Here is a 26,106-nt window from a genome sequence, read left to right on the forward strand (position 1 = left end):
GACCAGTGCACGGACAGACATGCCGGTGGCGGCGCATGAGGTTGCAGCGAACTCGATCAGCCGGTGGGGCGCGTGACCAGCGAGGCCGTGACCAGGCGGTTCTCGTCGTAGCCCGCGGTGCCGCCGACGTAGTCGCCGCCGCAGGTCACCAGCACCAGCCGGTGCGGGCCGTCCTGCCCGAACCACCGGGCGGCCTGGGACGGCAGCGCCTCCTTCGGCAGCGTCACGACCTCGTCGACGCGGTAGACCCACCGGCCGCCGCGGGCGTCGACGACGCTGACCTCGTCGCCGGCCCGCATCCGCCACAGCTCGTCGAACGGCCCGCGTCGGCCTTCCCAGTTCACGTGCCCGGACAGCAGCGCCGCCCCCTGGGCCGCGCCCAGCTTGGCGCCCCACCAGGCGGCGTCGCCGAGCCCGCGCGGGATCGGCAGCACGCCGGTGCCGGTGAGCTCCGTGCGGACCAGCCGCGCGGTGGCGCCGCCGGGCAGCCGGACCGTGCCCGGCCGCTGCTGGGCGGCGGACTCGCTGTCCGCGGGGAGCACGGCCGGGGCCGCGTTCTCGCCCGGCAGCGTGCCGGGCGGCGGGGCGGCGAGCGAAGTGGTGGTGGCCGGCGGCAGCCAGGTCAGCACGATGATCCCGGCCGCGAAGGCGGCCACGGCCAGCGCCGCGGAGACCGCGGCCAGTGCGGTGCGCAGCACCTAGTCCGACCCGGTCCGGCGCCGGCGGCCCAGCAGCAGGGCGACGGCGGCGAAGAACACCCCGCCGAAGAGCAGCCCGATGCCGAGCGGGACGCGTGAGCCGTCCCTGCCGGTGGCCGGCGCGGCCGCGCCGAGGTAACCGGCCGGGACCTGGGTCGGCACGGCGGCCTGCGTCGCCGTCGGGCCGCCCGCGGGGGCGGCGGCCTTCGCGGCGAACCCCTTCGGGATCGAGCAGCTGACCCCGCCGAGCACGATGTTCGTCTTCACGTCCGGCAGCGCGGCACCCTGCGCGTCCTTGACGTGCGTGGTGATCTCGACCCGCCAGCCGGCGACGGCGGTGAAGTCGCCCGCGCGCCAGCCGTCCTGGCGGATCAGCTGGTCGAAGGCGGTGACGCGGGTCAGCGCGACGTCGGAGACCGTGGTCGCCCGGTCGGCGTTCGCGATGTCGCCGGGCGGCCCGAGCCGCAGGTTCTTCAGCTGCAGGCCGGCGGTGCCGCCGGGCACCGGGACGATGCCGAGCCCGCCGCCGGCCTGGCGCACCCACAGCCGCGCGACCGTGGTGGCCGAGGCGAGCTTCGCCGGGCCGGCGCACTCGACCGACGTCTTGGCGCCCTCCAGCACGAGCACGGTGTTGTCGGACGGCTTGGTGCCGCCCTGCCAGCTGTCCAGCAGCGCGTAGTTCGTCTCCGCGGCGGCGGTGGGCACGGTCGTGGCCTGCAGCGCGGCGAAGACGTCGTGGTCGCGGCTCGGCACGCCGGGCGGGTACGGATTTTGTGACGCACTGTAACGACCGAGGTCGATCCGGTAGTGGCCGCCGAAGGTGGCGCGCTCGCCGTCGTCCTTGGGGACCGAGACGCGGTCCGCGCTCAGCTTGGACTGGCCGGGCAGCAGCGGCGATCGTTGCGTTTCGGTGATCAGGGCGCCGCCGCGCTGGCCGTCGGCCCCGATGCGCACCGAGGCGATGTTCGCGAACGAGACCGGGCCGGTCTGCTCGTCGACCGCCTGGGTCTGCGCCCCGGCGACACCCACGCCGACCAGCGGAAACACCGCGGCGGCCAGAACGGCTGCCTTCGTCACGAAACGCGTCATGTCTCCCCACTGCTCTGCTCGGGCGGGTCGCCGGCGTCCGGCCACGGCGAAAACGCTCCGCGACAACCTTGCACCGTCCGCCACGACATGCGAAGTCGCCGGGCCAATATCCCACGAACTCACCCGTTCGGGGTAATACAACCGGCCGTACCCCGCAGCTCGGCGCCGCGGCGGGGTCTCGGACGAGGGAACACTAGGATGGGCGGGACCGTTATCGGCAATGACTACGGAATTCATGGTCGCAGGCGGTGCGACGAGCAGCGTGGAGGCGGGAATGGCGACGGTGACCGGCAGTGGCGCCGAGCCGGGGCTCGCGGACTGCACCCCGGCGGCCGACGCGGCGGCCGTCCGCCCCGCTCAGTCGGTGCTGACCGACGCGGGCGACCTGCTGCGCGCGCTCGCGGCGCCGGTCCGGATCGCGATCGTGCTCCAGCTGCGGGCGGCCGACCGGTGCGTGCACGAGCTGGTCGACGCCCTCGACGTCGCGCAGCCGCTGATCAGCCAGCACCTGCGGGTGCTGAAGACGGCCGGGGTGGTGCAGGGCGAGCGCCGCGGCCGCGAGGTCGTCTACCGGCTCGCCGACGACCACCTGGCGCACATCGTGGTCGACGCCGTCGCCCACGTGCAGGAAGGAAAGTGATGAGCACCGCCGCGTCCCGCAGCCAGGCCCCGGTCCCCGGGCGCCGGTCCACCCGGCAGCGAGCCGCGGTCGTCGAGCTGCTGAGCACGATCGACGACTTCCGGTCGGCCCAGGAACTGCACGACGAGCTGCGCAAGCGCGGCGACGGCATCGGCCTGACGACGGTGTACCGCACGCTGCAGTCGCTGTCGGAGGCCGGCGAGATCGACGTCCTGCGCACGGATTCCGGCGAGGCCATCTACCGCCGGTGTTCGGCGCACCACCACCATCACCTGGTGTGCCGCCTGTGCGGCCGCACGGTCGAGGTCGAGGGCCCGGCGGTCGAGCGCTGGGCGGAGAAGATCGCGGCCGAGCACGGCTTTTCGCAGATCTCGCACACGGTGGAGATCACCGGCACCTGCGCCGAACACTGACGCGGGATCCCCCCGCGGTCCAAAGCGGACTTCCCCGTGCACGGGACCGCGCCGGACTGGTCGGCCCGCGCCCCCGGAAGTCGGCCTGCATTCCCCCACTGTCGGCTGCCCGTCCGGCCGCCTGCGTACGCGGGTCGCCCGCCGGGGTGCGGAAGGCTCAGTACTCGTACGGGTCCTTGGGGGTCGGCACCGGCGTCACGGAAACCGGCGCGAAGTCGGGGGTGTAGCTGTTGTCCTTCGTGGCCGTGCCCGGGACCACCTGGCCCGTCACCCGGATCCAGGCGTCGCTGGCGAAGTGGCCGGCTTCGCCGCCGCGGAGGCGGACCGTCACCGGGAACGCGTCCGCCGCGCAGCAGCTGATCACCAAGCGGGCCAGCAACGTGCTGCCGCCGGTGTGCACCACGAACCCGGTCAGCGACACCGTGCGCCCGTTCAGCGTGCCGGCCGCGTCCCAGCCCGCGCGGCTGACGAACTCGTTCACCGGCAACGGAACCACGTTCCCCGCCGGCAGGGGCGGGAACGCCACCGCGTTCGCCACCGCCGCGCTCGCCGGGGCGCGGGCCTCCGTGCGGAGCACCGAATCCGCGCCCAATGCCGGTGGCGCCACGAGGAACACCGCCAGCACCGGCACCAGCAGCAGCCACGCCGGGCGGGCCGAGTGCGTGTGGCCGTCGTGCTCGTGGGGAACGGCTTGCCGCGCCGTCACGAGGTCGCGGACGATCGCGACCGCGCCCAGCAGCACCATCACCCCGCCGCCCGCGATGATCCACGGCTGCTGCGCCGGTTTGACGTACCTCAGGTAGTCGCCGTTGACCGCGATCTTCACCAGTGCCCCGCCGAGCAGGATCAGCAGGATGTTCTGGGTTTCCCGTTTCACGCGACCACCAGGAACCCGGCCCCGAGCGCGCAGGCCACCGCGACCACGAACGTCGCCGGCGCGAACCGCACCGCGAACGACCGGCCGAACGTGCCCGCCTGCAACGCGAACAGCTTCACGTCGATCGCCGGCCCGACGACGAGGAACACGAGCTTGGGCAGCAGCGGCAACGCCGTCAGCGACGCCGCGACGAACGCGTCCGCCTCGCTGCACAGGGCCAGCACCACCGCGAGCACCGCCATCACGACCACGCCGAGCACGAGCTGGCCACCCAGCACGCCGAACCACCGAGCCGGCACGAGCACGTTCAGCGCCGACGAGATCAACGCCCCCAGCACCAGGAAACCGCCCGCCTCGGCCAGGTCCGTGCGCGCGGTCTCGGCGAACACCCGCCACCGCTGCCCGCCCGCGACGTCCGGGAGACGCCGCAGCGCCCGCGAGGTGATCCACTCGAGCTTGCCCCAGCGGGCCCACAGCCAGCCCATCACCATCGCCGTGGCGAGCGAGCCGGCGAACCGCGCCAGCACCATCTCCGGCTTGCCCGGGAACGCGACCGCGGTGGCCACCAGCACCACCGGGTTCACCGCCGGCGCCGCGAGCAGGAACGTCAGCGCCGCCGCCGGGGCCACGCCCTGCCCCATCAGCCGCCGCGCCACCGGCACCGAGGCGCACTCGCACCCCGGCAGCGCCACCCCGGCCAGCCCGGCGACGCCGACGGCCGCCCCGGCTCGCCGCGGCAGCACCTTCTCCAGCACGCGCGCGGGCACAAACGCGGCGATGGCCCCGCTGATCAGCACGCCCAGCACGAGGAACGGCAGCGCCTGCACGCAGACGGCGACGAACACGGTCGAGCCGGTGCGCAACGCGGGCACGTCGAACAGCTGCTGCAGCCGGCTCTGGGCGAGGATCGCGACCAGCAGGATCGCGCACAGCACTTCGACCGAGCTGATCCGGAACCGGCGCGTGCGCCGGCCGGGCTCGGTGTCGGTGTCGGAAACGATGTTCACGACGGCGATGATGCCAGGACCGTCCGACAAGACGGGAGCGGCACGGGCCGCGAACGGAGGATCACGGTCCGTTTCGGTACGGAATTCTCCGTTCGCGGCGGAAATCCACCCCGGACGGGTCAGTCGCCGGGGACGATCCCGGGCAGATCGGTCCGCAGCTGCGAAGCCGTCGACACCACGAGCATCAGCAACGTCCCGAGCGCGGCCGCGTCGAGCCCGGCCGCCGGGAACGCGTACCGCAGCGTCACGTCGGCGCCGTTGTCCGAATGTCCGATCCCGAGCGTCCCGAACAGGCCTTGCCCCGCCCGCTCGGCGACGGCGATCGACAGCTCCGGGGTGTCGGCGAGGTCCCAGCCGACCACGCAGGTCAGGGTGAGCACGGTGAGGCCCTCGCCGAGCCGGGTCGCCTGGATCACGCACGGGACGCCGCCGTGGGAGAACGTCAGCGCGCCGTCGTCGTCGACGTGGACCTCGAGGTAGCGCTCCAGTGCTTCCCGGGCCCGGGTCAGCAGCTCCGCGGTCTCGACCGCTTCCGTGGCGCTCACGAAGAAGCCGCTTGGTCGACGGCGCCGCCGAACCGGCGATCCCGCTTCGCGAATTCCAGGCAGGCCCGCCACAGGTGGGTCCGGTCGAAGTCCGGGAAGAGCGTGTCCTGGTAGACCATCTCGGCGTAGGCCGACTGCCACAGCAGGAAGTTCGACGTCCGCTGCTCCCCCGACGGCCGCAGGAACAGGTCCACGTCCGGCATTTCCGGCTGGTACAGGTACTTCCCGATGGTCTTCTCGTTGACCTTGTCCGGGTTCAGCTTCCCGGCGGCGACGTCCTGGGCGATCCGCTGCATCGCGTCTGCCAGCTCGGCGCGGCCGCCGTAGTTGACGCACATGGTCATGTTCAGCGCTGTGTTGTGCTTGGTCTTCTCTTCGGCCGCCTGCAGCTCCTTGATCACCGACGCCCACAGCTTCGGCCGCCGCCCGGCCCAGCGGATGCGCACGCCGATCGAGCCGAGGTAGTCGACCTGGCGGCGGATGGTGTCGCGGTTGAAGCCCATCAGGAACCGCACCTCTTCGGGGCTGCGCTTCCAGTTCTCGGTCGAGAACGCGTACACCGAGAGCCACTTGACGCCCAGCTCGACGGCCCCGCTGGCGACGTCGATCATCACCGCTTCGCCGCGCTTGTGGCCCTCGATCCGCGGAAGGCCGCGCTGGTTGGCCCAGCGGCCGTTGCCGTCCATGACCAGCGCGACGTGCTTGGGCAGCAGCTCGCGCGGGATTTCCGGCGGCTTCGCGCCCGAGGGGTGCGGATCCGGGGCCCGCAGCTCGTATCGCGACGCCTTGTTCTCGCGTCCCCTGCGCAGCACTGCGAGCCTCCCTGGCTGGGTGAAACCGGTTCGGGCCCGACCCTACTGGCCGGGCACCACCTGACTTTCGGGGGTTCCGGTGGCGGAGCCCCCGGTCCGGGGCGAAGCCACGGATGTCACCCCTGTCCTTCGGGGGTCCGGGTGGCGGAGCCCCCGGTCCGGGGCGAAGCTCCGGGCGTCACCGCCTCCCGGGCGCGTCGCTCGACCAGGGGCAGGGACCGCAGCTGACGCTCCAGGTGCCACTGCAGGTGCGCCGCGACCAGGCCGCTCGCGTCGCGGCGGGTGCCGGGCAGGGTCGACTCGGCCAGCGTCCACTCGCCGTGCAGCAGCGCCGTGAGCAGGTCCAGGACCTCGGGCGCGGGGTGCACGGAGCCCGGGACGCGGCAGTCCTGGCACATCGAGCCGCCGGCCGGGACGCTGAACGCGACGTGCGGGCCCGGCAGGCCGCAGCGGGCGCACTCGGTGAGCGCCGGCGCCCAGCCGGCGTACGACATTGCGCGGAGGAAGAACGCGTCGAGCACCAGTGACGAATCCCGCTGCCCGTCGGCCAGCGCCCGCAGGGCGCCGACGACGAGGAGGTACAGCTTGAGCACCGGCTCGCCCTCTTCGGCCGAGAGCCGGTCCGCGGTTTCGGCGATCGCGCTGGCCGCGGTGTAGCTCTGGTAGTCGGCGACCAGCGGCAGCTGGAACGCGTCGACGGTCTCGACCTGGGTGATGACGTCCAGCGTGCGCCCGGTGTAGAACTGCACGTCCACGTGGCCGAACGGCTCCAGCCGCGCCCCGAAGCGCGACGACGTCCGCCGCACGCCCTTCGCCACGGCGCGGACCTTGCCGTGCCGCCGGGTCAGCAGGGTGACGATCCGGTCGGCCTCACCCAGCTTGTGCGTGCGCAACACCACCCCGGTGTCGCGGTAGAGGTTCACCACCCCGACATCGTCCCACTTCGGGGTGATGCCGGGGTGGACCGACCCGGGTTCAGCAGTAGCGGCCGCAGGACGCGCTGAACGCAATCAGCGGGATGATCACCGCGAACAGCAGGATGACGCAGCTGAGGCCACCCAGGATCGAGGAGATCAGGCAGAGCGTCTTGGTCGTCCGCGACGCCTGCTCCGCCATCATGTAGTTGCCCTGCATCTTGTACGTGCCGACCTCGTTGGACTTCATGATCGCGAAGATCCCGAGGATGATGCCGCCGAGGAAGAGCGAGGCGATCGCCCAGCCCTTGTAGTCCTTGATGGCGTTGAGGTCGCCGCCGGGCATGCCGCCGTAGCCGGGGGCGCCGAACCCGCCCGAGGGCGGCTGGCCGTACGGCGCGGGCTGCCCGTACGGCGCCGGCTGCCCGTACGGCACCGGCTGCTGCCCGTAGGGCGCGGGCATGCCGCCGGACGGCGGGCCGTAGCCGGGCTGCTGCGGCTGCTGGCCGTAGGGCTGCTGCTGGCCGTAGGGATTGGTCATGACGTGGTACCCCAACTATTCGTGAACGTCCGCCGGGAGACGCCGGCGGTGGTGCGGGAGGAACTGGTCAGCGCTGCTCGTTCGGCGGCTGGCCGAACTGGCCCGGCTGGATCTTCTGGGTCGCCTCGGGCTGGTCCTGGTCCTGGGCCTCCGGCCGCAGCATCTGCGTGCGCTCGGCCTGCTCGTCGAAACCGCCTCCACCGCCCGGGCGCAGCATCTGGGTGCGCTCCGCCTGCTCGTCGAACGCGCTGCCGCCCGGGGGCGGGGCGAGCGGCTGCTGGCCGAAGCCACCCGGCTGCGGGGGCTGGGCCGCGAAGCCGCCGGAGGACGGCGGCTGGCCGAACCCGCCGGGCTGCGGCTGGCCGAAGCCACCCGGCGCCGGCTGCTGCTCGAAGCCACCGGACTGCGGCTGCTGCGGGAAACCGCCGGACGCGGGCTGCTGCGGGAAACCGCCGGAGGACGGCTGGCCGAACTGGCCCGCCGGCGGGAAGCCGCCGGCGAAGGCCTGCGCGCCCGGCTGGCCGGGCGCGGCCGCGTCGTCGGCGTTGACCACGACGGTGCCGATGATCTTGTCGGCGAGGGTCTGGCTCTTGTCGTCCCACAGCGGCCACAGCCAGCCGACGTAGCAGATGACGCTGTCGACGAAGTGGGCGAGATCGCGCACGAACGCCATGCCGGCGCCGATCGGCTGCCCGGTGTCTTCGCGGACCAGCTTGATCTTCGCGATCCGCTTGCCGAGCGACTGGCCGGTGTTGCCCTGCTGGATCCACCGGTTGTAGACGGACCAGCCGATCCATGCGAGCGAAGCGAGCAGGGACAGGATCGAGAAGAGGCTGCTCCCGGTGAAGGCGACCGGGATGAGGATCAGGTAGAGCAGGACGATCGGTCCCATGTCGACGAGCCAGCCCAGGGCGCGCTGCCCCCAGCTCGCGTAGTTGCGCGGCGGCCCGAACGGGTTGCCCTGCTGCCCGTACGGCGCAGGCTGGCCGTACGGGGCGGGCTGGCCGTAGGGCGCGGGCTGCCCGAACGGCGCCTGCCCCGGCTGCGGCTGCCCGAACGGCTGCCGGCCACCGGGCTGCTGCCCGAAAGACTGCTGCCCGTAGGGATCGGTCATCGGGTCTTCCCCTCGCTGGTCACTTCCCCGACACGCGGAAACGGATCCGCCCTCGTCGGTCCGGTCCGCGGGAGCGTACTCGGTTCACCTTCGGCCGCGGCGCCCAGGCTTCAGCTGTCCGAGTGAACCGGACGCCGGTCGGACGCGCTGCGTGACCGGCCGGTTCCCGTCCGCCGGAAATCAGACGTGCAAGCCCGTGAACGGCGCGAACGGCAGGTTGCGAACGACGAACCAGACGACGAACACGACGGAAAACGCCAGCGGCGTCCACCGCCAGTGGAGCCAGCTGTTCATCGCGCGGCCGCGCAGCCGCCCGAGGGTCCACGCGGCCATGCTCCACACGAACAGGAGCATGAAGACGAACGACACGGCGTTGTAGTGCAGGGCCGCCGGGATGTTCCCGTGCATGACGCTGTAGGCCATGCGCATGCCGCCGCAGCCCGGGCAGTCGATGCCGAGCAGCGCCTTCGTCGGGCAGACGGGCAGGAAGCCGCCCGGGGTGGTCGGGTCGCCGACCCAGACGGCCACGCAGCACACGCCGGCCCCGGCGACGACGGCCAGCGGCGCGCCGAGCGCCCGCAGCTTCTCCCGGGCCCCGCGGGCGGGGATTCCCGTGTAGACGGTCGTCGTGGTCATCACCGGCCCCCCGAGAAGAGGCCGACTCCCGCCAGCACGACGAAGAAGATCACGTAGAGCAGCAGGAGGATCCCGGTCGAGATGGCCGACCACATCGCCCACTTGCGGGCGTCGGCGGCCGCCTTCTGCGCCTCGGCGGGGAAGCCCTGGAACCACAGCGTGTGCACCTGGTTCGCCTTGACGATCGCGACGATCCCCAAGGGCAGGCAGCACAACACGGTGCTCAGGATGGCCCACACGAGGTTGTTGTCCGGCGGTGGCCCGTAGTTCGGCGGCGGGTAGCCGTAGCCGTAGCCCGGCCCGCCCGGGGGCGGGTACGGCGGCGGGTACTGGTCGGTCACCGGGATCCTCCTGCTGCTCGGCTACATCAGTATGGCGACGTCGTCGTGCTGAACGTGAACGCGCCCGTGATGAGCAGGATGATCCACAGGCCGTTGAGGACGATGCCCGTGACCGCGGCGATGATCGCCCACTTCTTCGCGGCGTTGGCGGCCTCCTGCGCGGCCGCGGTCTGGCCCTGCGCCCACAGGCCGTTCACCTTGGCGGCCTGGACGATCGACACGATGCCGAACGGGAGGCAGCACAGGATCGTGGTGAGGATCGCCCACACGAGGTTGTTGCTCGGGGGCGGGCCCGGCTGGTAGCCGCCCGGCTGCCCGCCGGGGTAGTTCGGCTGCCCACCGTGCTGGTTCGGCTGGTCGCCGGGGTAGTTGGGCATGCCCTGGCTGTCGGTCATGGTCGGTCGTTCCCCTTCGTCGTGCTCCACAGACGACCACCGGGTCCGCCGCCGCCCCGATCGGCCGCGGTGTGGTCGAAGCGCGACTGTAGGGGGCGAGATCATCTCGCGCCCCGCGTTTCGTCACGCCGCGACCGAATCGAGACCAGGAATTCGGCCGCCGCTCGCCGGATGCGTCAGAAACCGAGCCGGCGTAACTGACGGGGGTCGCGCTGCCACTCCTTGGCCACCTTGATGTGCAGGTCGAGGTAGACCTTCGAGCCGAGCAGCCGCTCGATGTTCCGGCGCGCGGCGGCGCCGACCTCGCGCAGCCGTTCGCCCTTGTGCCCCAGGATGATCCCCTTCTGGCTGGGCCGTTCCACGAAGAGGAACGCGTGCACGTCGATGAGGTCGTCGCGGCCTTCGCGGGGCAGCATTTCCTCGACGGTGACGGCGATCGAGTGCGGCAGCTCGTCGCGGACGCCTTCCAGCGCCGCCTCGCGGATCAGCTCCGCGACCAGGGTCTGCTCGGGCTCGTCGGTGAGCTCGCCGCCCGGGTACAGCTGCGGGCCCTCGGGCAGCCGCCGGACCAGCAGGTCGGCCAGCGTGCCGACCTGGAAGCCGTCCACTGCGGACACCGGGACCAGCTCGGCGAAGTCCATCACCTGCTGCAGGGCGAGCAGCTGTTCGGCGACCTGCTGCGGCTGGACGAGGTCGGTCTTGGTGACGATGCCGATCACCGGCGTGCGCTTGGCGATCTTCTGCAGCTCGGCGGCGATGAACTTGTCGCCGGGCCCGATCTTCTCGTTCGCCGGGACGCAGAAGCCGACGACGTCCACTTCGGACCACGTCGTGTGCACGATGTCGTTGAGCCGCTCGCCGAGCAGGGTGCGCGGCCGGTGCAGGCCGGGGGTGTCGATGAGGACGAGCTGGGCGTCCTCGCGGTGGACGATCCCGCGGATGGCGTGCCGGGTGGTCTGCGGCTTGCTGGAGGTGATCGCGACCTTGGTGCCGACAAGGGCGTTGGTCAGCGTCGACTTGCCGGCGTTGGGCCGTCCGACGAAGCAGGCGAAGCCGGACCGGTGTTCGCTCATCGGTCCAGCACCTTGAGGACCTCGCCGTCCGGGGCGGCGAGGAAGATCGGGGCGCGCGCGGCGAGGTCGCGGACCGCGTGCACGGACGCTTCCTTGAGCAGCCCTTCGCCGCTGACGACGGCGGCGGCTTCGATGCCTTCGGCGCCGCTGGACACCGCGGCGGCGACGGCGGCCTGCAGGGCGGTGAGCTTGAACGACGGCTGGTCGACCGTGGCGGCGGCGTAGGTGCGGCCGTCGGTGTCGCGGACCGCGGCGCCCTCGGCGGCCTGGATGCGGGCGCGTGAGGACCGGGCGAGGGTGACCAGCTTCCGGTCGTCCGCCTCGAGGTCAGGCATGTTCGACGCTCCTGTCGCGTTCGTCGGTGTGGGGCACGCGCGTGCGGCGGCGCGTCCGGTCGACGGGGTCCGTCATCGCTTCGGCGTCGGCCGGGTGCACGACCACGGACGTGATCCGCATGCGGCCGCGCCGGTCCTTGCCCCCTTCGGCGAACAGCCGAAGACCGGCGACCTCGGCTTCGGCCCCCGGCAGCGGGACCCTACCCAGTCGTTCCGCGAGCAGCCCGCCCACGGTCTCCACGTCGTGGTCTTCGAGGTCGATGCCGAACAGTTCGCCCAGGTCGTCGACGCTCATCCGGGACGTGACGCGGACGGCGCCGTCGTCGAGCTCTTCGACGTCGGGGCGTTCGTCGGCGTCGGACTCGTCGGTGATCTCGCCGACGATCTCCTCGAGGACGTCTTCGATGGTGAGCAGGCCCGCGGTGCCGCCGTACTCGTCGACGGCGATCGCCATGTGGTTGTGCGAGCGCTGCATCTCCTTGAGCAGCTCGTCGAGCCGTTTCGAGTCCGGGACGAAGGAGGCGGGGTTCATGACGGAGTCGACGACGGTGCTCGGCCCGTCGGGGTCGAGGTAGCCGGTCATCAGGTCCTTGATGTTGACGACGCCGACGATGTCGTCGACGGACTCGTCGATCACCGGCAGCCGGGTGAAGCCGGTGCGCAGCGCGAGGGCGAGCGCCTGCCGGACGGTCTTGGTGCGCTCGATCCAGACGATCTCGGTGCGCGGCACCATCACCTCGCGGGCGACGGTGTCCCCGAGCTCGAACACCGAGTGGATCATCTCGCGTTCGGAGTCCTCGACGACGCCGCGTTCCTGGGCGAGGTCGACGAGCTCGCGCAGCTCGACCTCGGAGGTGAACGGGCCTTCGCGGAAGCCCTGGCCGGGGGTGATGGCGTTACCGATGCGGATGAGCAGCCGCGACAGCGGCCCGAGGACCGAGCCGAGGACCCGGACGGGCCCGGCGACGTACCGGCCGATGCGGTAGGGGTGCTGGCGGCCGAGGGTGCGGGGGCCGACGCCGATCAGGACGTAGCTGACGACGACCATCACGACCGCGGTGACCAGCACGGCAAGGCCGAGCGGCGCCAGCCGGGTGCCCACGAAGACCGTGACGAGCACGGTGGCGGTGAGTTCGCAGCCGAGCCGCAGCAGGAGCAGCAGGTTGATGTGCCGGCGTCGTTCGGCGACGACGGCGGCGAGCTGCCGGGCGCCGGGCAGCCCGAGCCGGGCGAGGCCTTCGGCCCGGGCCTGCGAGACGGTGCTGATCGCGGCGTCCGCCGCCGCGAACACGCCCGCCAGGAGGACGAGCGCGATCGCGAAGAAGAGCTGTTCCATGGCTGACGCCTAGGGCGTTTCCCCGGCGGGTGGCTCGGCGGGGACCGTGGGGGCGTCGAGGCCGGCGATGCCGAGGACGCGGTCGTCGGTGTTGCGCTGGGCGTCCCGCTTCTCCAGGGCCGCGACGGCGTCCTGGTACTCGCCGAGGATGCGCTTCTGGAGGCCGAACATCTCGCGTTCCTCGGCGGGTTCGGCGTGGTCGTAGCCGAGGAGGTGGAGGCACCCGTGCACGGTGAGCAGGTGCAGCTCGTCCATGAGGGAGTGCCCCGCGGTCTTGGCCTGGTCCTTGGCGAACGCCGGGCAGAGCACGATGTCGCCGAGCAGGGCCGGTGACGCGTCGGGCGCGTCGGGGCGGCGGGAGGAGTCGAGCTCGTCCATCGGGAAGGCCATGACGTCGGTGGGGCCCGGGAGGTCCATCCAGCGTTCGTGCAGGTCTTCCATCACGTCGAGGGTGACCAGCAGGATGGACAGCTCGGCGAGCGGGCTGACCTCCATCTTGTCGAGGGCGTAGCGGGCGGCGGAGACGATGGACGTCTCGTCGACGTCGACGCCGGACTCGTTGGCGATTTCGATGCTCACCGCCGGTTGCCCTTCCAGCCGTCGTTCTGCTGGGCGTCCTGCACGGCCTGCCACTTCTCGTAGGCGTCGACGATGCTCGCGACGAGCCGGTGCCGGACGACGTCCTGGCTGGTCAGCTCGGCGAAGTGGAGGTCATCGACGCCGGTGAGGATGTCGCGCACGACGCGCAGGCCGCTGCGCTGCCCGCTGGGCAGGTCGACCTGGGTGATGTCGCCGGTGACGACGATCTTGGACCCGAAGCCGAGCCGGGTGAGGAACATCTTCATCTGCTCGGGCGTGGTGTTCTGGGCCTCGTCGAGGATGATGAAGGCGTCGTTCAGCGTGCGGCCGCGCATGTAGGCCAGCGGCGCGATTTCGATCGTCCCGGCCTGCATCAGCCGCGGGATCGACTCCGGCTCGACCATGTCGTGCAGCGCGTCGTAGAGCGGCCGCAGGTAGGGGTCGATCTTCTCGTTGAGGGTGCCGGGCAGGTAGCCGAGGCGCTCGCCGGCTTCGACGGCCGGGCGGGTCAGCACGATGCGGGTGACCTGCTTGGCCTGCAGCGCCTGGACGGCTTTCGCCATGGCGAGGTAGGTCTTGCCGGTGCCGGCGGGGCCGATGCCGAAGACGACGGTGTGCTTGTCGATGGCGTCGACGTACCGCTTCTGGTTGAGCGTCTTGGGCCGGATGGTCTTGCCGCGGCGCGAGACGATGTTGAGGCTGAGGACCTCGGCCGGCGAGGCGTCCCCGGTGGAGAGCATGCCGACGGTGCGGCGGACGGTGTCGGGCCCGACCTGCTGGCCGCCGGTGGCGAGCTGCACGAGCTCGGCGAAGACGCGTTCGGCGAAGGCGACGTCGGCGGGCGCGCCGGTCAGCGTGACCTCGTTGCCGCGAACGTGCACGTCGGCAGCGAGGAGCTCCTCGGCGACGCGCAGGTTCTCGTCGCGGGAGCCGAGCAGGCTGAGCGCGGCGGCGTCGGGAATGGGGAACCGGGACTGCGCAGCCTGGGCGGAGGCATCCTCGGTCTTGGCGACGTCCCCGGGGACGTCGGGTCGGGCGGCACCACCCGGTACGGTTCCGGCCACGTGGCCTCAGGCCTGCTTTCTCGGTGAGGGAGAACGGACCCCACCGATGCTACTGGCACCCCCCGACAGGACGCAGGCCGGTTTCCCTAGTCCTGCTCCGGAGCCCCGAACAACCCCAGCGGCTCCCCGCCCAGAACGTGGGCGTGCACGTGGAAGACGGTCTGCCCGGCATCGGAGTCGGTGTTGAAGACGACCCGATATCCGCTCTCGAGGATGCCCTCGAGCTCGGCGACCTTACGAGCGGTAGCAACAACCTCACTCAGCAGCTGCGGATCGGCAGCAGCGAGCTCCCCCACGTTCCGGTACCGCTTCCGAGGCACCACAAGCACATGAACCCGAGCCTGCGGCCGGATATCCCGAAAGGCAAAGGTGCTCGCATCCTGATAGACGACGTCAGCAGGAACCTCCCCACCGATGATCCGTTCGAAGAGAGTCTCATCCTCAGCACCACTCATGCGAGCACCCTATCGACAGAACCAGGGACCCACACGAGCAAGAAGACCAAAGGCAGCCCCCCAGCCCACCCAACCCAACCCAAGACACCCAACGAAGTGAGAAGGCCGAAGGCCGCCCGAGCCCCCAAGTCGCCCCACCCAACCCGGGAGCCACCCAACTCGCGGGGGTCCGGGGCTTGCCCCGGCTGGGGGTCTGGGGGTTTGACCCCCAGAAAAACACAACGAAGCCGAAACCGCGGCCCGACAGCGAGCGAAGCGAGCTGGAGAAGCCGCGGTGGCGGTGAAGCCTGGGGGTCGCCTCACCGCGACCGCGGCGGCCGCCGGACCGAGGGGGGAGGTGCCCGGCGGAGTCTTTCTTCCCAGTGGCGCACCCGGACGATGCACGGTGCGTTAGTAAATGAGGGTAACCGGTCGGAGCGTGATCGCGCCATAACTGGGCGCAAAATCGTGCCGATTTTTCGCCGCGCTCTACCGCCAGCGAGTGGTGAGCGCACCCAGCGCGCCGAGGGCCACGGCGGCGGCCGTGGATGTCCGCAACACGGTCGTCCCCAGGCGAACCGCCCGTGCGCCCGCCTCGCGAAGCACGCGAAGCTCCTCGTCCGTGATCCCGCCTTCGGGTCCGACGACGAGCAGCACGTCCCCCGTGTCGGGCAGGGGCAGGTCGGTGAGCCGGTCGGGGACGTCCGACTCGAGGACGATCGCCAGGGACGTGGTCGCGATGAGCCCGGCGAGTTCGCCGGTGGTGACGGGCTCGGTGACGTCCGGGACGTGCGCGCGCCGGGCCTGTTTGGCGGCGGCCCGGGCGGTGGCCCGCCAGCGGGCGAGGGCTTTCTCGCCGCGGCCGCCGTCTTCCCACTTGGCGACGCTGCGGGCCGCTCGCCAGGGCACGATCGCGTCGACGCCGGCTTCGGTGGCGAGTTCGACTGCGAGCTCGCCGCGGTCGCCCTTGGCCAGCGCCTGCGCGACCAGGACCCGCAGCGCGGGCGGCTCCTCGGTCCAGAACGACTCGACCGTCAGGGTGAGCGAAGCATCCCGCCCGGCCTGCACGGAGTCGACCACGCAGCGGGCCATCGCGCCGGCGCCGTCGGAGAGCACGAGCCGCTCCCCCGCACGCAGGCGGCGGACGGTGGCCGCGTGCCGGGCTTCCTCGCCGTCGAGGACGGCGCGGCCCGAAGCCGGCACCGACGCGGCGAGGAAGACCGGCAGGGTGGTGTCGGGCACGGTCAGCGGTGGTTCTTGGCGCGGAGCTTGGAGAACAGCCCGCCGTGCTTGGTGCCGTTGGACGCCAGCGTCGGGACCTCTTCGCCGCGCTGCTGCGCGAGCTCGACGAGCAGTTCGCGCTGGGCGTCGTCGAGCTTGGTCGGGACGACGACGTCGATGTGGACGTGCAGGTCGCCGCGGCCGTCGACGCGGCCGGAGGACCGCAGCCGCGGCATGCCCTTGCCGGTCAGGACCAGTTCGGCGTTGGGCTGGGTGCCCGGTTCGATGTCGAGGTCGTAGTCGCCGTCGACGAGGGTCGAGATCGGCACGGTGGCGCCGAGCGCGGCCGTGGTCATCGGGATGCGGAAGTTGCAGTGCAGGTCGTGGCCCTGCCGGACGAAGACCTCGTGCGGGGTCTCGTCGATTTCGACGTACAGGTCGCCGGCCGGGCCGCCGCCGGGGCCGACCTCGCCCTGGCCGGAGAGCCGGATGCGCATGCCGTCGCCGACGCCCGGCGGGATCTTCGCGGTGACGTTGCGGCGGGCGCGGATGCGGCCGTCGCCGCCGCACTGGCGGCAGGGGTCGGGGATGACCTCGCCGAAGCCGCGGCAGACCGGGCAGGGGCGGGCGGTGACGACCTGGCCGAGGAAGGACCGCTGGACGGACTGGACCTCGCCGGCACCACCGCAGGTGTCGCAGGTCTTGACCGAGGTGCCCTCGGCCGTGCCGGCGCCGCGGCAGAGGTCGCAGACGATGGCCGTGTCGACGGCGATCTCCTTGTCGACCCCGGTGGCGCACTCCTCGAGGGTGAGGCCGAGCCGGATCAGCGCGTCGGAGCCCGGCTGGACGCGGCTGCGCGGGCCGCGCCCGCGTCCGCCGCCACCGCCGGCCGCGCCGAAGAAGGCGTCCATGATGTCGCCGAGGCCGCCGAAGCCGGCGAACGGGTCGCCGCCCCCGCCGCCGCGGGCCCCGTTGTCCATGGGGTCGCCGCCGAGGTCGACGATCTTGCGCTTCTGCGGGTCGGACAGCACTTCGTAGGCCGTGGTGACCTCGGCGAACTTGTGCTGGGCGTCGTCCGACGGGTTGACGTCGGGGTGCAGCTCCCGGGCCAGCTTCCGGTACGCGCGCTTGATCTCCTGATCGCTCGCGTTCTTGGCCACCCCGAGGATGCCGTAGTAGTCCCTCGCCACCGTCTCTGCTTCTCCTTCTGCTCTGCCCGGCTCAGCGGCCGGCCAGGATCTGCCCCACGTAGTTGGCGACCGCGCGCACCGCGGCGATCGTGCCCGGATAGTCCATCCGGGTCGGGCCGACGACTCCCATGCCACCGAGCACGACGTCGTCGCGGCCGTAGCCGATCGAGACGACCGAGGTGCTGCGCATCTGCTCGTCTTCATTTTCCTCACCGATGCGCACGGTGATCGCACCGGGGTTGCGCGCGGCGGCCAGGAGCTTGAGCACGACGACCTGTTCCTCGAGCGCCTCGAGCACCTGGCGCAGCGAACCGGGGAAGTCGGCGACGTTGCGGGTGAGGTTCGCGGTGCCGCCGAGCACCAGGCGTTCCTCCGGGTGCTCGGCCAGCGACTCGACCAGCACGGTGGTGACGCGGATGAGCGCGTCCCGCAGCTCGCCGGGCGACTTGTCGGGCAGCTCGGCGACGCGCGCCGCGGCGTCGTTGAGCCGCCGTCCGGCCATGGCCGCGTTGAGCACGGTGCGCAGCCGGGCGACGTCGTCCTCGGTGAGGACGTCGCCGATGTCCACCGTGCGCTGGTCGACGCGCCCGTTGTCGGTGATCAGCACCAGCATCAGCCGCGCCGGGGTGAGCGGCACCACTTCGAGGTGGCGCACCTTGGCGTTGGTCAGCATCGGGTACTGGACGACGGCGACCTGCCGGGTCAGCTGCGCGAGCAGGCGGACCGAGCGCTTGAGGACGTCGTCGAGGTCGGTGCCGCTGTCGAGGAAGGTGGTGATGGCCCGGCGCTCGGCCGTGCTCAGCGGCTTGATCTCGGAGAGCCGGTCGACGAAGAGGCGGTAGCCCTTGTCGGTCGGGACCCGGCCGGCACTGGTGTGCGGCTGGGTGATGTAGCCCTCTTCTTCCAGCGTCGCCATGTCGTTGCGCACCGTGGCGCTCGACACACCCAGGTTGTGCCGCTCGACGATCGCCTTGGAGCCGACCGGTTCCTGGTTGGACACGTAGTCGGCCACGATCGCGCGCAGCACTTCGAAGCGGCGTTCCTCCGCGTTGGCCACCGGTTCCTCACCTACCTCGCTCGCTGCTCGCTCCGAGTTTACGGAAGCCTGAGCCGGTCGCGCTCAACACGGGCGATCCGGGCGGGGTAAAGGGCACGCAAACCGGAACCCATGCATTCTTCTACCAATACTTTTCCGGCTTGAACCGGGAACCGAAAACCGGTTTGCTCCCTCTGATCCAGGCCAGTTTCCCCGACTCCCGAGGTCGCCGTGAACAATTTTGACCCGGCTTCGGCCGGTATGCCCGAAATCGTCCGGCGCGCGGCCGAGGCGAAGGCGCGGCTCGAGCGCGTCTCGGCGACCGCGACGAGTGCCGACGGGGCCGTCACGGTCACCGTCAACACCGCCGGTGCGCTGCAGGAACTCACCTTCGGCCCGCGCGCGGACGAGCTGCCGCGAACCAGGCTGGCCCAGGCCGTCCTGGCCGCCGCCCGCCGGGCGCAGCTCGACGCCGCGCAGCAGCTCACCGGCATCATGGCGCCGGTGATCGGCGAGCGCAGCGAGGCGATGGAATTCCTCAAGGAACAGATTCCGGCACCGGAAGCACCGCGGGAAGAACCGCGCCGGAAACCGCCGTCCGACGACGACTTCGGCGGCCCGATCCTGCGCCGGGAGCTCTGATCGCGATGAGGGTCGACTTCGACGTCCTCGGCGGCCACGAGGACGAGATCCGCGAGATCGCCGCCAAGGTCCAGCAGGCGCTCGACGCCGCCGGCACCGCACAGGCGCTCGACTTCGACGCGTTCGGGCTGGTCGGGCAGGTCTTCGCGCTGCCCATCCAGGCGTGGCTGACCACGGCCGACGGCTTCCTCGCTGCGGCGGTCGAGGCCGGCCACGAGGTCGCGGACCGGGTGAAGGCCGCGCACACGGCGTTCAGCGAACACGAGCACCAGACGAAGTGCCTGCTCGAAGGCATCGGCAAGGAGCTGCCGGCATGACGGAGAACTCACTGGTCGCGACGGCCGAGGCACCCGGCGGCTTCTGGAGCGGCATGGGCGACGGCTCGAAGGGCGAGCTGAACAACCTGGGCGCCCAGACCGGCGGCGCGGGCATCTTCAACGACGCCGCCTCGACGCTCACCGACGCGCGCAACGGCGACTGGGGCAACCTCGCCATGGACGTCGGCACGGACGCCCTCGACCTGCTCGGCGCGGCGATGGACCCGCTCGGCACCCTCGCGAGCGCGGGCGTCGGCTGGCTGATCGAGCACATCAGCTTCCTCAAGGACGGTCTCGACAAGCTCGCCGGCAAGCCGGAGGCGATCACCGCCAAGGCTGTGACCTGGACGAACATCGCGAAGCAGCTCACCGAGACGGCCGAGACCTACGAGCAGAAGGCGAAGGGCATCCAGCAGTCGTTCAGCGACTGCGGGTCCGCGGAGGCCTACCAGCGCACCGCCGAGAGCTACGTCGGCGTCCTGCGCGGCGCCGCGTCCCACGCCGAAGGCGCGTCGACGGCGATGAACATCGGCGCGGCGCTGGTCGGGACCGAGCGCGGGCTGATCCGCGACATGATCTCGTCGTTCGTCGGCGAGCTGATCGTCAAGGCGCTGGCCGCGCTGGCGGCGTCCTGGTGCACCTTCGGCGGCACGATCGCGGCGTTCATCGCGGACACCGTCATCGAGGGCGGGGTGCTGGCGGAGAAGATCAGCACGCGGATCGCGAAGATCGTCGAGAAGCTGGAGGGCCTGGCGAAGGGCGCGGGCCGGTCGAAGGCGGCCCTCGAAGGGGCGGCGAACGCGTTGCGGAAGGCAGGCAAGGCGGCCGACCGGATCGTCGACCGCAGCGTCGAGACGGCGGCGGGCATCGAACGCAAGGCGAACGAGCTCAAGCAGGCCGGTCGCGAGGCGAAGTCCGCCGAAGAGACGGCGAAGGGCTGGAGCGACGCCGCCAAGGAGCGCGTCCCGGGTCGCGAGAAGCTGGAAGGGCCGGGCAGGTACTCCGAGGAGGGCCGCAGCGTCCTGAACCAGCACAAGCTCCTCGACCCGGACGAAAAGGTGCACTGGAACACCGCCGACACCGTCGGCGTGGCGACCGAGGGCCGCCGCCAGGAGAACGAGCAGTACGACCGCTACCACGAGGCCCAAGAGGCGCACGAGGCCCACGAGAAGGAGCACCCCGAGTGAACGACCGGCCCGAGGTGGAGCTGGCCAACCGCACCGGCCGGCTCCACCCCGCGCAGCGCGGCGCGCTGCTCGATCTGAACTTCTGGGCGGCCGCGGCGCTCGTCGTCGCCGGGCTGGTGGTGGCGGTGAGCCTCGCCCTGGTGGCCGAGACCGCGGGCGAGGTGCTGGGCACCGTGCTTCCGCTCCTGGCGATCACGGGCTGGTTCGCGTTCGTCTGCTGGCGCCGGCTGGCCGACGCCTTCGGCGGCCGGCTGACCGCGGTCACGGGCTGGACGCACGACTTCGGCACCGCCCGCCTCACCGACGAGTACCCGATCGGCCTGCACCGCAGCCCGGAGGGGTTCAAGAGCCTCGAGTCGTTCAGCCTCCGCGCCGGCGGCCGGACCTACCCGCTGGAGCGGCAGCTCCGCGAGCGGATCCGGCCGGACCGCGTCAACACCGTCCTGATCGCGCCGCGGTCCAAGCGGCTGATCAACGTCCTTCCGGCTTAGACGGCCTGGGTGAGGGCGTCGAACTCGGCGTCGGTGAGCTCGATGTCCGCGGCGGCGACGTTGTCCTCGAGGTGCGCGACCGAGGACGTACCCGGGATCGGCAGCACGACCGGCGACCGCTTGAGCAGCCACGCGAGCGCGAGCTGCGACGGCGAGGCGTCGTGCTCCTTCGCGAGCGCGGTCAGCGGGCTGTCGGAACCCGCGAGGGCACCGGTGGCCAGCGGGAACCACGGGATGAACGCGATGCCGTGCTCGGTGGCGTGCTCCAGCAGCGGTTCGGCGTCCCGCTTGGCCAGGTTGAACAGGTTCTGCACGGAGACGATCTCGGCGGTCTTCTGGGCCTCGACGAGGTCGCCGACCTCGACCTCGGACAGGCCGATGTGCCGGATCTTGCCCTCGTCCTGCAGCTTCTTCAGCTCACCGACCTGCTCGGCCACCGGCACCTTCGGGTCGATCCGGTGCAGCTGCAGCAGGTCGATCCGGTCGACGCCGAGGTGGCGCAGGCTCAGCTCGACCTGCTGGCGCAGGTATTCGGGCCGCCCGACCGGAACCCACTCGCCCGGACCCGTGCGCGTGAAACCGGCCTTGGTCGCGATGACCAGGTCGTCGGCGTAGGGGTGCAGGGCCTTCTTGATCAGCAGGTCGGCGACGAACGGGCCGTAGGCGTCGGCGGTGTCGATCAGGTTCACCCCGAGCTCGACGGCCCGCCGCAGCACGCGGACGGCCTCGTCGGGGTCCTTCGGATCGCCCCACACGCCCGGTCCGGTGAGCTGCATGGCGCCGTACCCGAGGCGGGTGACCGGGAGGTCGCCGCCGATGGTGAAGGTGCCGGAGTTCTTCGCGCTCATGGTTCGTCCCATCTTCGTCCGGGGTGTTCGGAGGGTGAACCCCCGGAGTACCCCCGGCGATTCCCGGAAACGCCGTGAGCCGCGGAACCTGCCCGATCGGCGAGCCGGCGACGACCCGGCCCGCGCCCACTACGGTTCTTCCCATGGCTGACTTGTTCGACGCCGCCGGGATGTACGACGAGGACTACCTGCACTTCTTCGCCTCGCCGGCGGAAACGAGCCGGCCGGCCGGTACGCTCGGGGGCGAAGCCGCCGCCGAGCTGACGTGGCGGCTGCTGGACCTGCGCCCGGGCCTGCGGGTGCTGGACCTGGCCTGCGGACACGGCGACCTCGCGCACCGCCTGGCCGCGCGCGGCTGCCGGGTCACGGGCCTGGACTCCTCGGCGGTCTTCCTGGACCGGGCCCGCGCCGACGCGGCCGCAGCCGGTACCGACGTCGAGTACGTGGCGGGCGACATGCGCCGGCTGCCGTGGACAGCCCGTTTCGACAGGGTCGTCAACTGGTCCACCGCCTTCGGGTACTTCGACGACGACACCAACCGCGACGTCCTGCGCGGCATCGCCGTCGCGCTGCGGCCCGGTGGCCGGCTGGCGATGGACCTGGACAACCTCCCCGCTTTCCTCGCCGCGTTCACGCCCTCGCGAGTCGTGGCCGCACGAGACGACGGCGATCTGCTCGTCGACCGCTACCGGCTGGACGCGCTGACCGGACGGCTCGAAGCGGAACGCACGGTCGTCCGCGACGGCCGGGCCCGGCGGACGCGCTTCGTCAAGCGGTTGTTCGGCTTCCCGGAACTGCGCGACTGGCTCATCGCCGCGGGCTTCGCCGAGGTGGCCGGCTTCGGCGAAGACGGGACACGCCTGACCGCGGACCACCGGCGGATGGTCCTCGTCGCAGCGCTCCCGTCCTAGCCGGAGCACGGTCGTCCCCCGGCGAGACGGATCCCGGAGCTCAGGAGTTGTGCGGGAAGCCCAGGTTCACGCCCGCGTGCGACCGGTCCGGCCACCGCGACGTCACGACCTTCGTCCGCGTGAAGAAGTGGAACCCCTCCGGCCCGTACGCGTGGCTGTCGCCGAACAGCGAGTCCTTCCAGCCGCCGAACGAGTAGTACCCGACCGGGACCGGGATCGGGACGTTGACCCCGACCATCCCGACCTCGACCTCGCTGGAGAACTGCCGCGCGGCCGCGCCGTCGCCGGTGAAGATCGCCACTCCGTTGCCGTACGGGTTGGCGTTGATCAGCGCCAACGCCTCGTCGTACGAGGCCGTGCGCGCCACCGACAGCACCGGCCCGAAGATTTCGTCCGTGTAGATCGACATCGACGGGCGGACGTGGTCGAACAGCGTCGGCCCGAGCCAGAAGCCGTCCCCGGCCACCTCGATGCCCCGGCCGTCGACGACCAGCGAGGCGCCTTCCGACACCCCGGCGTCCACATAGGACGAAACGCGGGCGTGGTGCGCCGCCGTCACCAGCGGGCCCATCTCCGACGCCGGGTCGCGGCCGTCACCGACCTTCAACCTCGACATCCGCTCGGTGATCTTCGCCACGAGCGCGTCACCCACCGGGTCGACGGCCACGACCACCGACACCGCCATGCACCGCTCCCCCGCCGAGCCGAACCCGGCCGACACCGCGGCGTCCGCCGCCAGGTCGAGGTCCGCGTCCGGCAGCACCACCATGTGGTTCTTCGCCCCGCCGAGGGCCTGGACGCGCTTGCCGTGCCGGGTGCCGGTTTCGTAGACGTACCGCGCGATCGGCGTCGACCCGACGAACGAGATCGCCTTGACGTCCGGGTGCGCCAGCAGCCCGTCCACGGCCACCTTGTCGCCGTGCAGCACGTTCAGCGCGCCCGCGGGCAACCCCGCTTCGGCGAACAGTTCCGCGATGAACACCGCCGCCGACGGGTCCTTCTCGCTCGGCTTCAGCACGACGGTGTTCCCGCAGGCCAGCGCGTTGGGCACGAACCACAGCGGCACCATGGCCGGGAAGTTGAACGGCGAGATCACCCCGACCACGCCCAGCGGCTGGGCGATCGAATGGACGTCGACGCCGGTGGAGGCGTTCTCGCTGAACCCGCCCTTGAGCAGCTGGGCGGCGCCGCAGGCGAACTCGACGTTCTCGATCGCGCGGGCGATCTCGCCGGCCGCGTCGGACTCGACCTTGCCGTGCTCGCTCGTGATGATCTTCGCCAGCTCGTGCCTGCGAGCGGACAGGAGCTCGCGGAAGGCGAACAGCACCCGCGTCCGCCCGGGCAGTGACGTCCCGCGCCAGCCCGGCAGCGCCGCCTTGGCCGCGGCGACGGCGGCTTCGACCTCGGCCTCGCCGGCGAAGTCGACGTGCGCCCTGACCTGTCCGGTGGCCGGGTCGAAGACCTCGCCGGACCGCGCGGCGGTCCCGCCGAACGGCTTGCCGTCGATCCAGTGGCTGATGCGGTCGGTCACGGCGGGCACTCCTTCGCTGGCGGCAACGTCCGACCCGAGTCTCCGGGCCGGTGCCGCGCCAGGCCATCGGCAACGTGTACGCCACTTGCCTCCCGGCCGTACAGTCTGTCCCTGCCGACTCTGCCGATGGTTACCACTCCGACCACAGCCACGGCCGAATGGCTTCGTATCTCCGGTTACGTTCCGTTCGGGGGCGGCCTGCTTTTGGTCGGACTGGTAACACGCGAGGAGCCATGTACCCGACCGTCGCCGAGGTGCTCGCGCTGCCGGTGCTGCGCCAGGGCCGTCCGCACGTCGTCGCCGGCGCCGCCGGGCTGGACGCGCCGGTGCGCTGGGCGCACGTGGCCGAGGTGGCCGACATCGCGCACCTGCTGCGCGGCGGCGAGCTGGTGCTGACCACCGGCGTCGCCCTGCCCGACGACGGCCCGGCGCTCGCCCGGTACGTCGCCGACCTGGCCGGGGTCGGCGCGGCCGGCGTCGTGGTCGAGCTGGTCCGGCACTGGAGCGACAAGCTGCCCGCCGCGCTCGTGGAAGCGGCGGAGGAGCACGGCCTGCCGCTTGTCACGCTCTCGCGCGAGACGCGGTTCGTCAGCGTCACCGAAGCGGTGAACGGCCAGATCGTCGACGCCCAGGTCGCCGAGCTGCGCGCCGCCGAGCGCGTCCACGAGACGTTCACCGCCCTGACGGTCGCGGGCGCCGAACCCGGCGTCGTCCTCGGCGAGGTCGCCCGGCTCACCGAGCAGCCGGTGGTGCTGGAGACGCTGTCGCACGAGGTCCTCGCCTACGACGCGGCCGGCACCGACCCGGCCGAGCTGCTCACCGGCTGGCCGGCCCGGTCGCGGGTGGTCCAGGTCGGCGAGCGGACCGGGTACCACGCGGCTTCCGGCTGGCTGGTGACCGTGGTCGGCGCGCGCGGGCACGACTGGGGACGGCTGATCGTCGTCTGCGCCGACCAGCCGCCGCACCGCCACCGGGTGGTCGCCGAGCGGGCCGCGTCCGCACTCGCCGTGCACCGGCTGGTCGCCAAGGACTCCGACGGCCTCGAACGCCAGGCCCACCGCGCGGTGCTCGCCGAGCTGCTGGCCTCCCCCGCGCCGACGGCCGAGCTGCTGGCCCGCGCCTCGGCCCTGGCCGTGCCGCTGCCCGGACGGCAGCTGGTCGGGCTGGCGGTCCGGCCGCGGCTGACCGGGACCGCGCGCCCGGCCCTGTCGACCCCGCCGGTGCTGCGCGAACTGGCCGAGGCGACGGTGCTGGCGGCGCGCCGCGCGAAGGTGTCGGCGCTGGTGGCGACGGACGACCTCGGCGTACGGGCGCTGATCGCGCTGTCCCCGGAGGCCAACGCCGACGCCGTCCTGCACCGCCTCGCCACCGACGTCCACGAGGCCCGCGGCAGCGCCCCGGGCGTGCTCGCGGTGGGCACGACGGTGACGTCCCCGGCCGAAGCCCGCCGGACGTTGCTCGAAGCGAGCCAGGTCGCGGCCGCGGCACTGGGCACGGGCACCGAACGGGTGGTGCACCGCCTGTCCGACGTCCGCCTGCGCGGCCTGCTGCACCTGCTGTCCGGCGACGAGCGCGTGACGGCGTTCGCCTTCCGCGAGCTGGGCCCGCTGCTGCAGCGCGACGCCGCGACCGGCAGCCGCCTGCTGCAGGCGTTGCGGCACTACTGCGAGCAGGGCGGCAACAAGTCGGCGGCGGCCGCGGCGGCGCACACTTCCCGGACGGCGTACTACCAGCAGCTCGCCCGGATCGAGCAGGTCCTCGGGGTGCGGCTGGAGGACCCGGAGTCGATGTTGTCGCTGTACGTGGCCCTGCTGGCGTGGGACCTCACCCGGCCGAGCGAAGAAGACTCACCCGGACGTGCAGCACAGTGATCGGCTCCGGACGGCCGA

31 protein-coding genes are annotated in these 26,106 nt (G+C 72.0%); 8 read left to right on the plus strand and 23 right to left on the minus strand.

The window, feature by feature from the left end:
• Window positions 1–56: 56 nt before the first annotated feature.
• Both ACLJOU_RS21245 and ACLJOU_RS21250 read right to left on the minus strand, forming a co-directional pair.
• Window positions 57–698 (minus strand): class F sortase, encoded by a 642-nt coding sequence (locus ACLJOU_RS21245; RefSeq protein ID WP_410569398.1) that lies wholly within the window; start codon window positions 696–698, stop codon window positions 57–59.
• The gene (locus ACLJOU_RS21250) at window positions 699–1,787 is read right to left on the minus strand and encodes a hypothetical protein (RefSeq protein ID WP_410569399.1); all 1,089 of its coding nucleotides are present in this window, start codon (window positions 1,785–1,787) and stop codon (window positions 699–701) included. It abuts the gene before it with no gap.
• Between the two features lie 274 nt (window positions 1,788–2,061).
• Between ACLJOU_RS21250 and ACLJOU_RS21255 the strand changes: the two genes are divergently transcribed.
• Window positions 2,062–2,427: an ArsR/SmtB family transcription factor gene (locus ACLJOU_RS21255; protein WP_410569400.1), complete on the plus strand. Its 366-nt coding sequence runs from the start codon at window positions 2,062–2,064 to the stop codon at window positions 2,425–2,427.
• Window positions 2,427–2,840, plus strand: coding sequence for a Fur family transcriptional regulator (locus tag ACLJOU_RS21260; RefSeq protein ID WP_410569401.1), 414 nt, complete (start codon window positions 2,427–2,429; stop codon window positions 2,838–2,840). The genes ACLJOU_RS21255 and ACLJOU_RS21260 overlap by 1 nt, the downstream gene beginning before the upstream one ends.
• A gap of 157 nt (window positions 2,841–2,997) precedes the next feature.
• Here the strand turns inward: ACLJOU_RS21260 and ACLJOU_RS21265 are convergent, their stop codons facing one another.
• The 19 genes from ACLJOU_RS21265 to hrcA form a co-directional block, all read right to left on the minus strand.
• Window positions 2,998–3,717, minus strand: a complete 720-nt coding sequence (locus ACLJOU_RS21265; RefSeq protein WP_410569402.1) for a TIGR03943 family putative permease subunit — start codon at window positions 3,715–3,717, stop codon at window positions 2,998–3,000.
• Window positions 3,714–4,718, minus strand: coding sequence for a permease (locus tag ACLJOU_RS21270; RefSeq protein WP_410569686.1), 1,005 nt, complete (start codon window positions 4,716–4,718; stop codon window positions 3,714–3,716). The genes ACLJOU_RS21265 and ACLJOU_RS21270 overlap by 4 nt, the downstream gene beginning before the upstream one ends.
• Window positions 4,719–4,843: 125 nt before the next feature.
• Entirely contained in the window at window positions 4,844–5,269 is a 426-nt protein-coding gene (locus tag ACLJOU_RS21275) for a YbjN domain-containing protein (RefSeq protein WP_410569403.1), read from the minus strand.
• Complete coding sequence (locus ACLJOU_RS21280) at window positions 5,266–6,081, minus strand: isoprenyl transferase (RefSeq protein ID WP_410569404.1); 816 nt, start codon at window positions 6,079–6,081, stop codon at window positions 5,266–5,268. Before ACLJOU_RS21280 ends, ACLJOU_RS21275 begins: the two co-directional genes overlap by 4 nt.
• A gap of 116 nt (window positions 6,082–6,197) precedes the next feature.
• Window positions 6,198–7,007, minus strand: a complete 810-nt coding sequence (gene recO / locus ACLJOU_RS21285) for a DNA repair protein RecO (protein ID WP_410569405.1) — start codon at window positions 7,005–7,007, stop codon at window positions 6,198–6,200.
• A gap of 49 nt (window positions 7,008–7,056) precedes the next feature.
• Window positions 7,057–7,536: a CD225/dispanin family protein gene (locus ACLJOU_RS21290; RefSeq protein WP_410569406.1), complete on the minus strand. Its 480-nt coding sequence runs from the start codon at window positions 7,534–7,536 to the stop codon at window positions 7,057–7,059.
• Window positions 7,537–7,603: 67 nt separating this feature from the next.
• On the minus strand, window positions 7,604–8,650 hold the full coding sequence (locus ACLJOU_RS21295) for an RDD family protein (protein WP_410569407.1): 1,047 nt from the start codon (window positions 8,648–8,650) through the stop codon (window positions 7,604–7,606).
• A gap of 180 nt (window positions 8,651–8,830) precedes the next feature.
• A complete protein-coding gene (locus ACLJOU_RS21300; protein ID WP_410569408.1) occupies window positions 8,831–9,286 on the minus strand; it encodes a DUF2752 domain-containing protein in 456 nt (151 codons plus the stop codon).
• Window positions 9,286–9,627 (minus strand): CD225/dispanin family protein, encoded by a 342-nt coding sequence (locus ACLJOU_RS21305; protein WP_410569409.1) that lies wholly within the window; start codon window positions 9,625–9,627, stop codon window positions 9,286–9,288. Before ACLJOU_RS21305 ends, ACLJOU_RS21300 begins: the two co-directional genes overlap by 1 nt.
• Window positions 9,628–9,653: 26 nt before the next feature.
• Entirely contained in the window at window positions 9,654–10,022 is a 369-nt protein-coding gene (locus ACLJOU_RS21310) for a CD225/dispanin family protein (protein WP_410569410.1), read from the minus strand.
• A 176-nt stretch (window positions 10,023–10,198) separates the two neighbouring features.
• Window positions 10,199–11,095 carry a GTPase Era gene (gene era / locus ACLJOU_RS21315; RefSeq protein WP_410569411.1) on the minus strand — a complete coding sequence of 299 codons (897 nt, stop codon included), beginning with the start codon at window positions 11,093–11,095 and terminating at the stop codon, window positions 10,199–10,201.
• Window positions 11,092–11,430 carry a cytidine deaminase gene (locus ACLJOU_RS21320; RefSeq protein ID WP_410569412.1) on the minus strand — a complete coding sequence of 113 codons (339 nt, stop codon included), beginning with the start codon at window positions 11,428–11,430 and terminating at the stop codon, window positions 11,092–11,094. The genes era and ACLJOU_RS21320 overlap by 4 nt, the downstream gene beginning before the upstream one ends.
• Window positions 11,423–12,766, minus strand: coding sequence for a hemolysin family protein (locus ACLJOU_RS21325; RefSeq protein WP_410569413.1), 1,344 nt, complete (start codon window positions 12,764–12,766; stop codon window positions 11,423–11,425). Before ACLJOU_RS21325 ends, ACLJOU_RS21320 begins: the two co-directional genes overlap by 8 nt.
• Before the next feature lie 9 nt (window positions 12,767–12,775).
• On the minus strand, window positions 12,776–13,345 hold the full coding sequence (ybeY, locus tag ACLJOU_RS21330; protein WP_410569414.1) for an rRNA maturation RNase YbeY: 570 nt from the start codon (window positions 13,343–13,345) through the stop codon (window positions 12,776–12,778).
• Entirely contained in the window at window positions 13,342–14,409 is a 1,068-nt protein-coding gene (locus tag ACLJOU_RS21335; RefSeq protein WP_410569415.1) for a PhoH family protein, read from the minus strand. The genes ybeY and ACLJOU_RS21335 overlap by 4 nt, the downstream gene beginning before the upstream one ends.
• 86 nt (window positions 14,410–14,495) lie before the next feature.
• On the minus strand, window positions 14,496–14,864 hold the full coding sequence (locus tag ACLJOU_RS21340; RefSeq protein WP_410569416.1) for a histidine triad nucleotide-binding protein: 369 nt from the start codon (window positions 14,862–14,864) through the stop codon (window positions 14,496–14,498).
• Between the two features lie 468 nt (window positions 14,865–15,332).
• Window positions 15,333–16,085, minus strand: coding sequence for a 16S rRNA (uracil(1498)-N(3))-methyltransferase (locus ACLJOU_RS21345; RefSeq protein ID WP_410569417.1), 753 nt, complete (start codon window positions 16,083–16,085; stop codon window positions 15,333–15,335).
• Between the two features lie 2 nt (window positions 16,086–16,087).
• Window positions 16,088–17,254, minus strand: coding sequence for a molecular chaperone DnaJ (gene dnaJ / locus ACLJOU_RS21350; RefSeq protein ID WP_410569418.1), 1,167 nt, complete (start codon window positions 17,252–17,254; stop codon window positions 16,088–16,090).
• A 31-nt stretch (window positions 17,255–17,285) separates the two neighbouring features.
• Window positions 17,286–18,311, minus strand: a complete 1,026-nt coding sequence (hrcA, locus tag ACLJOU_RS21355; RefSeq protein ID WP_410569419.1) for a heat-inducible transcriptional repressor HrcA — start codon at window positions 18,309–18,311, stop codon at window positions 17,286–17,288.
• 240 nt (window positions 18,312–18,551) lie between these two features.
• Between hrcA and ACLJOU_RS21360 the strand changes: the two genes are divergently transcribed.
• From ACLJOU_RS21360 to ACLJOU_RS21375, 4 genes are read left to right on the plus strand one after another with little or no spacing between them, the layout of a single operon-like run.
• On the plus strand, window positions 18,552–18,932 hold the full coding sequence (locus ACLJOU_RS21360; protein ID WP_410569420.1) for a YbaB/EbfC family nucleoid-associated protein: 381 nt from the start codon (window positions 18,552–18,554) through the stop codon (window positions 18,930–18,932).
• A gap of 5 nt (window positions 18,933–18,937) precedes the next feature.
• Window positions 18,938–19,249: a type VII secretion target gene (locus tag ACLJOU_RS21365; RefSeq protein WP_410569421.1), complete on the plus strand. Its 312-nt coding sequence runs from the start codon at window positions 18,938–18,940 to the stop codon at window positions 19,247–19,249.
• On the plus strand, window positions 19,246–20,436 hold the full coding sequence (locus ACLJOU_RS21370; protein ID WP_410569422.1) for a hypothetical protein: 1,191 nt from the start codon (window positions 19,246–19,248) through the stop codon (window positions 20,434–20,436). The genes ACLJOU_RS21365 and ACLJOU_RS21370 overlap by 4 nt, the downstream gene beginning before the upstream one ends.
• Complete coding sequence (locus ACLJOU_RS21375; protein ID WP_410569423.1) at window positions 20,433–20,927, plus strand: hypothetical protein; 495 nt, start codon at window positions 20,433–20,435, stop codon at window positions 20,925–20,927. The genes ACLJOU_RS21370 and ACLJOU_RS21375 overlap by 4 nt, the downstream gene beginning before the upstream one ends.
• Here the strand turns inward: ACLJOU_RS21375 and ACLJOU_RS21380 are convergent.
• The gene (locus ACLJOU_RS21380) at window positions 20,924–21,775 is read right to left on the minus strand and encodes an aldo/keto reductase (protein WP_410569424.1); all 852 of its coding nucleotides are present in this window, start codon (window positions 21,773–21,775) and stop codon (window positions 20,924–20,926) included. The two genes, ACLJOU_RS21375 and ACLJOU_RS21380, sit on opposite strands and share 4 nt — an antisense overlap.
• 143 nt (window positions 21,776–21,918) lie before the next feature.
• Here ACLJOU_RS21380 and ACLJOU_RS21385 point away from each other — a divergent pair, with 143 nt between their 5' ends.
• Complete coding sequence (locus tag ACLJOU_RS21385; protein WP_410569425.1) at window positions 21,919–22,686, plus strand: SAM-dependent methyltransferase; 768 nt, start codon at window positions 21,919–21,921, stop codon at window positions 22,684–22,686.
• A gap of 40 nt (window positions 22,687–22,726) precedes the next feature.
• On the opposite strand, the gene ACLJOU_RS21390 is transcribed toward ACLJOU_RS21385, so the two are convergent.
• Window positions 22,727–24,217, minus strand: coding sequence for a CoA-acylating methylmalonate-semialdehyde dehydrogenase (locus tag ACLJOU_RS21390; protein WP_410569426.1), 1,491 nt, complete (start codon window positions 24,215–24,217; stop codon window positions 22,727–22,729).
• Between the two features lie 233 nt (window positions 24,218–24,450).
• Here ACLJOU_RS21390 and ACLJOU_RS21395 point away from each other — a divergent pair, with 233 nt between their 5' ends.
• A complete protein-coding gene (locus tag ACLJOU_RS21395; protein ID WP_410569427.1) occupies window positions 24,451–26,088 on the plus strand; it encodes a PucR family transcriptional regulator in 1,638 nt (545 codons plus the stop codon).
• Window positions 26,089–26,106: the final 18 nt, after the last annotated feature.

The organism is Amycolatopsis sp. cmx-4-61, assembly GCF_046548775.1.
Lineage (GTDB): Bacteria > Actinomycetota > Actinomycetes > Mycobacteriales > Pseudonocardiaceae > Amycolatopsis.

Coding starts and splice junctions, on each gene's coding strand:
- ACLJOU_RS21250 (WP_410569399.1), bottom strand. CDS start 1,787: ATGACGCGTTTCGTGACGAAGGCAGCCGTTCTGGCCGCCGCGGTGTTT.
- ACLJOU_RS21255 (WP_410569400.1), top strand. CDS start 2,062: ATGGCGACGGTGACCGGCAGTGGCGCCGAGCCGGGGCTCGCGGACTGC.
- ACLJOU_RS21260 (WP_410569401.1), top strand. CDS start 2,427: ATGAGCACCGCCGCGTCCCGCAGCCAGGCCCCGGTCCCCGGGCGCCGG.
- ACLJOU_RS21290 (WP_410569406.1), bottom strand. CDS start 7,536: ATGACCAATCCCTACGGCCAGCAGCAGCCCTACGGCCAGCAGCCGCAG.
- ACLJOU_RS21295 (WP_410569407.1), bottom strand. CDS start 8,650: ATGACCGATCCCTACGGGCAGCAGTCTTTCGGGCAGCAGCCCGGTGGC.
- ACLJOU_RS21300 (WP_410569408.1), bottom strand. CDS start 9,286: ATGACCACGACGACCGTCTACACGGGAATCCCCGCCCGCGGGGCCCGG.
- ACLJOU_RS21310 (WP_410569410.1), bottom strand. CDS start 10,022: ATGACCGACAGCCAGGGCATGCCCAACTACCCCGGCGACCAGCCGAAC.
- era (WP_410569411.1), bottom strand. CDS start 11,095: ATGAGCGAACACCGGTCCGGCTTCGCCTGCTTCGTCGGACGGCCCAAC.
- ACLJOU_RS21320 (WP_410569412.1), bottom strand. CDS start 11,430: ATGCCTGACCTCGAGGCGGACGACCGGAAGCTGGTCACCCTCGCCCGG.
- ACLJOU_RS21325 (WP_410569413.1), bottom strand. CDS start 12,766: ATGGAACAGCTCTTCTTCGCGATCGCGCTCGTCCTCCTGGCGGGCGTG.
- ACLJOU_RS21340 (WP_410569416.1), bottom strand. CDS start 14,864: ATGAGTGGTGCTGAGGATGAGACTCTCTTCGAACGGATCATCGGTGGG.
- ACLJOU_RS21360 (WP_410569420.1), top strand. CDS start 18,552: ATGCCCGAAATCGTCCGGCGCGCGGCCGAGGCGAAGGCGCGGCTCGAG.
- ACLJOU_RS21365 (WP_410569421.1), top strand. CDS start 18,938: ATGAGGGTCGACTTCGACGTCCTCGGCGGCCACGAGGACGAGATCCGC.
- ACLJOU_RS21370 (WP_410569422.1), top strand. CDS start 19,246: ATGACGGAGAACTCACTGGTCGCGACGGCCGAGGCACCCGGCGGCTTC.
- ACLJOU_RS21380 (WP_410569424.1), bottom strand. CDS start 21,775: ATGAGCGCGAAGAACTCCGGCACCTTCACCATCGGCGGCGACCTCCCG.
- ACLJOU_RS21385 (WP_410569425.1), top strand. CDS start 21,919: ATGGCTGACTTGTTCGACGCCGCCGGGATGTACGACGAGGACTACCTG.
- ACLJOU_RS21395 (WP_410569427.1), top strand. CDS start 24,451: ATGTACCCGACCGTCGCCGAGGTGCTCGCGCTGCCGGTGCTGCGCCAG.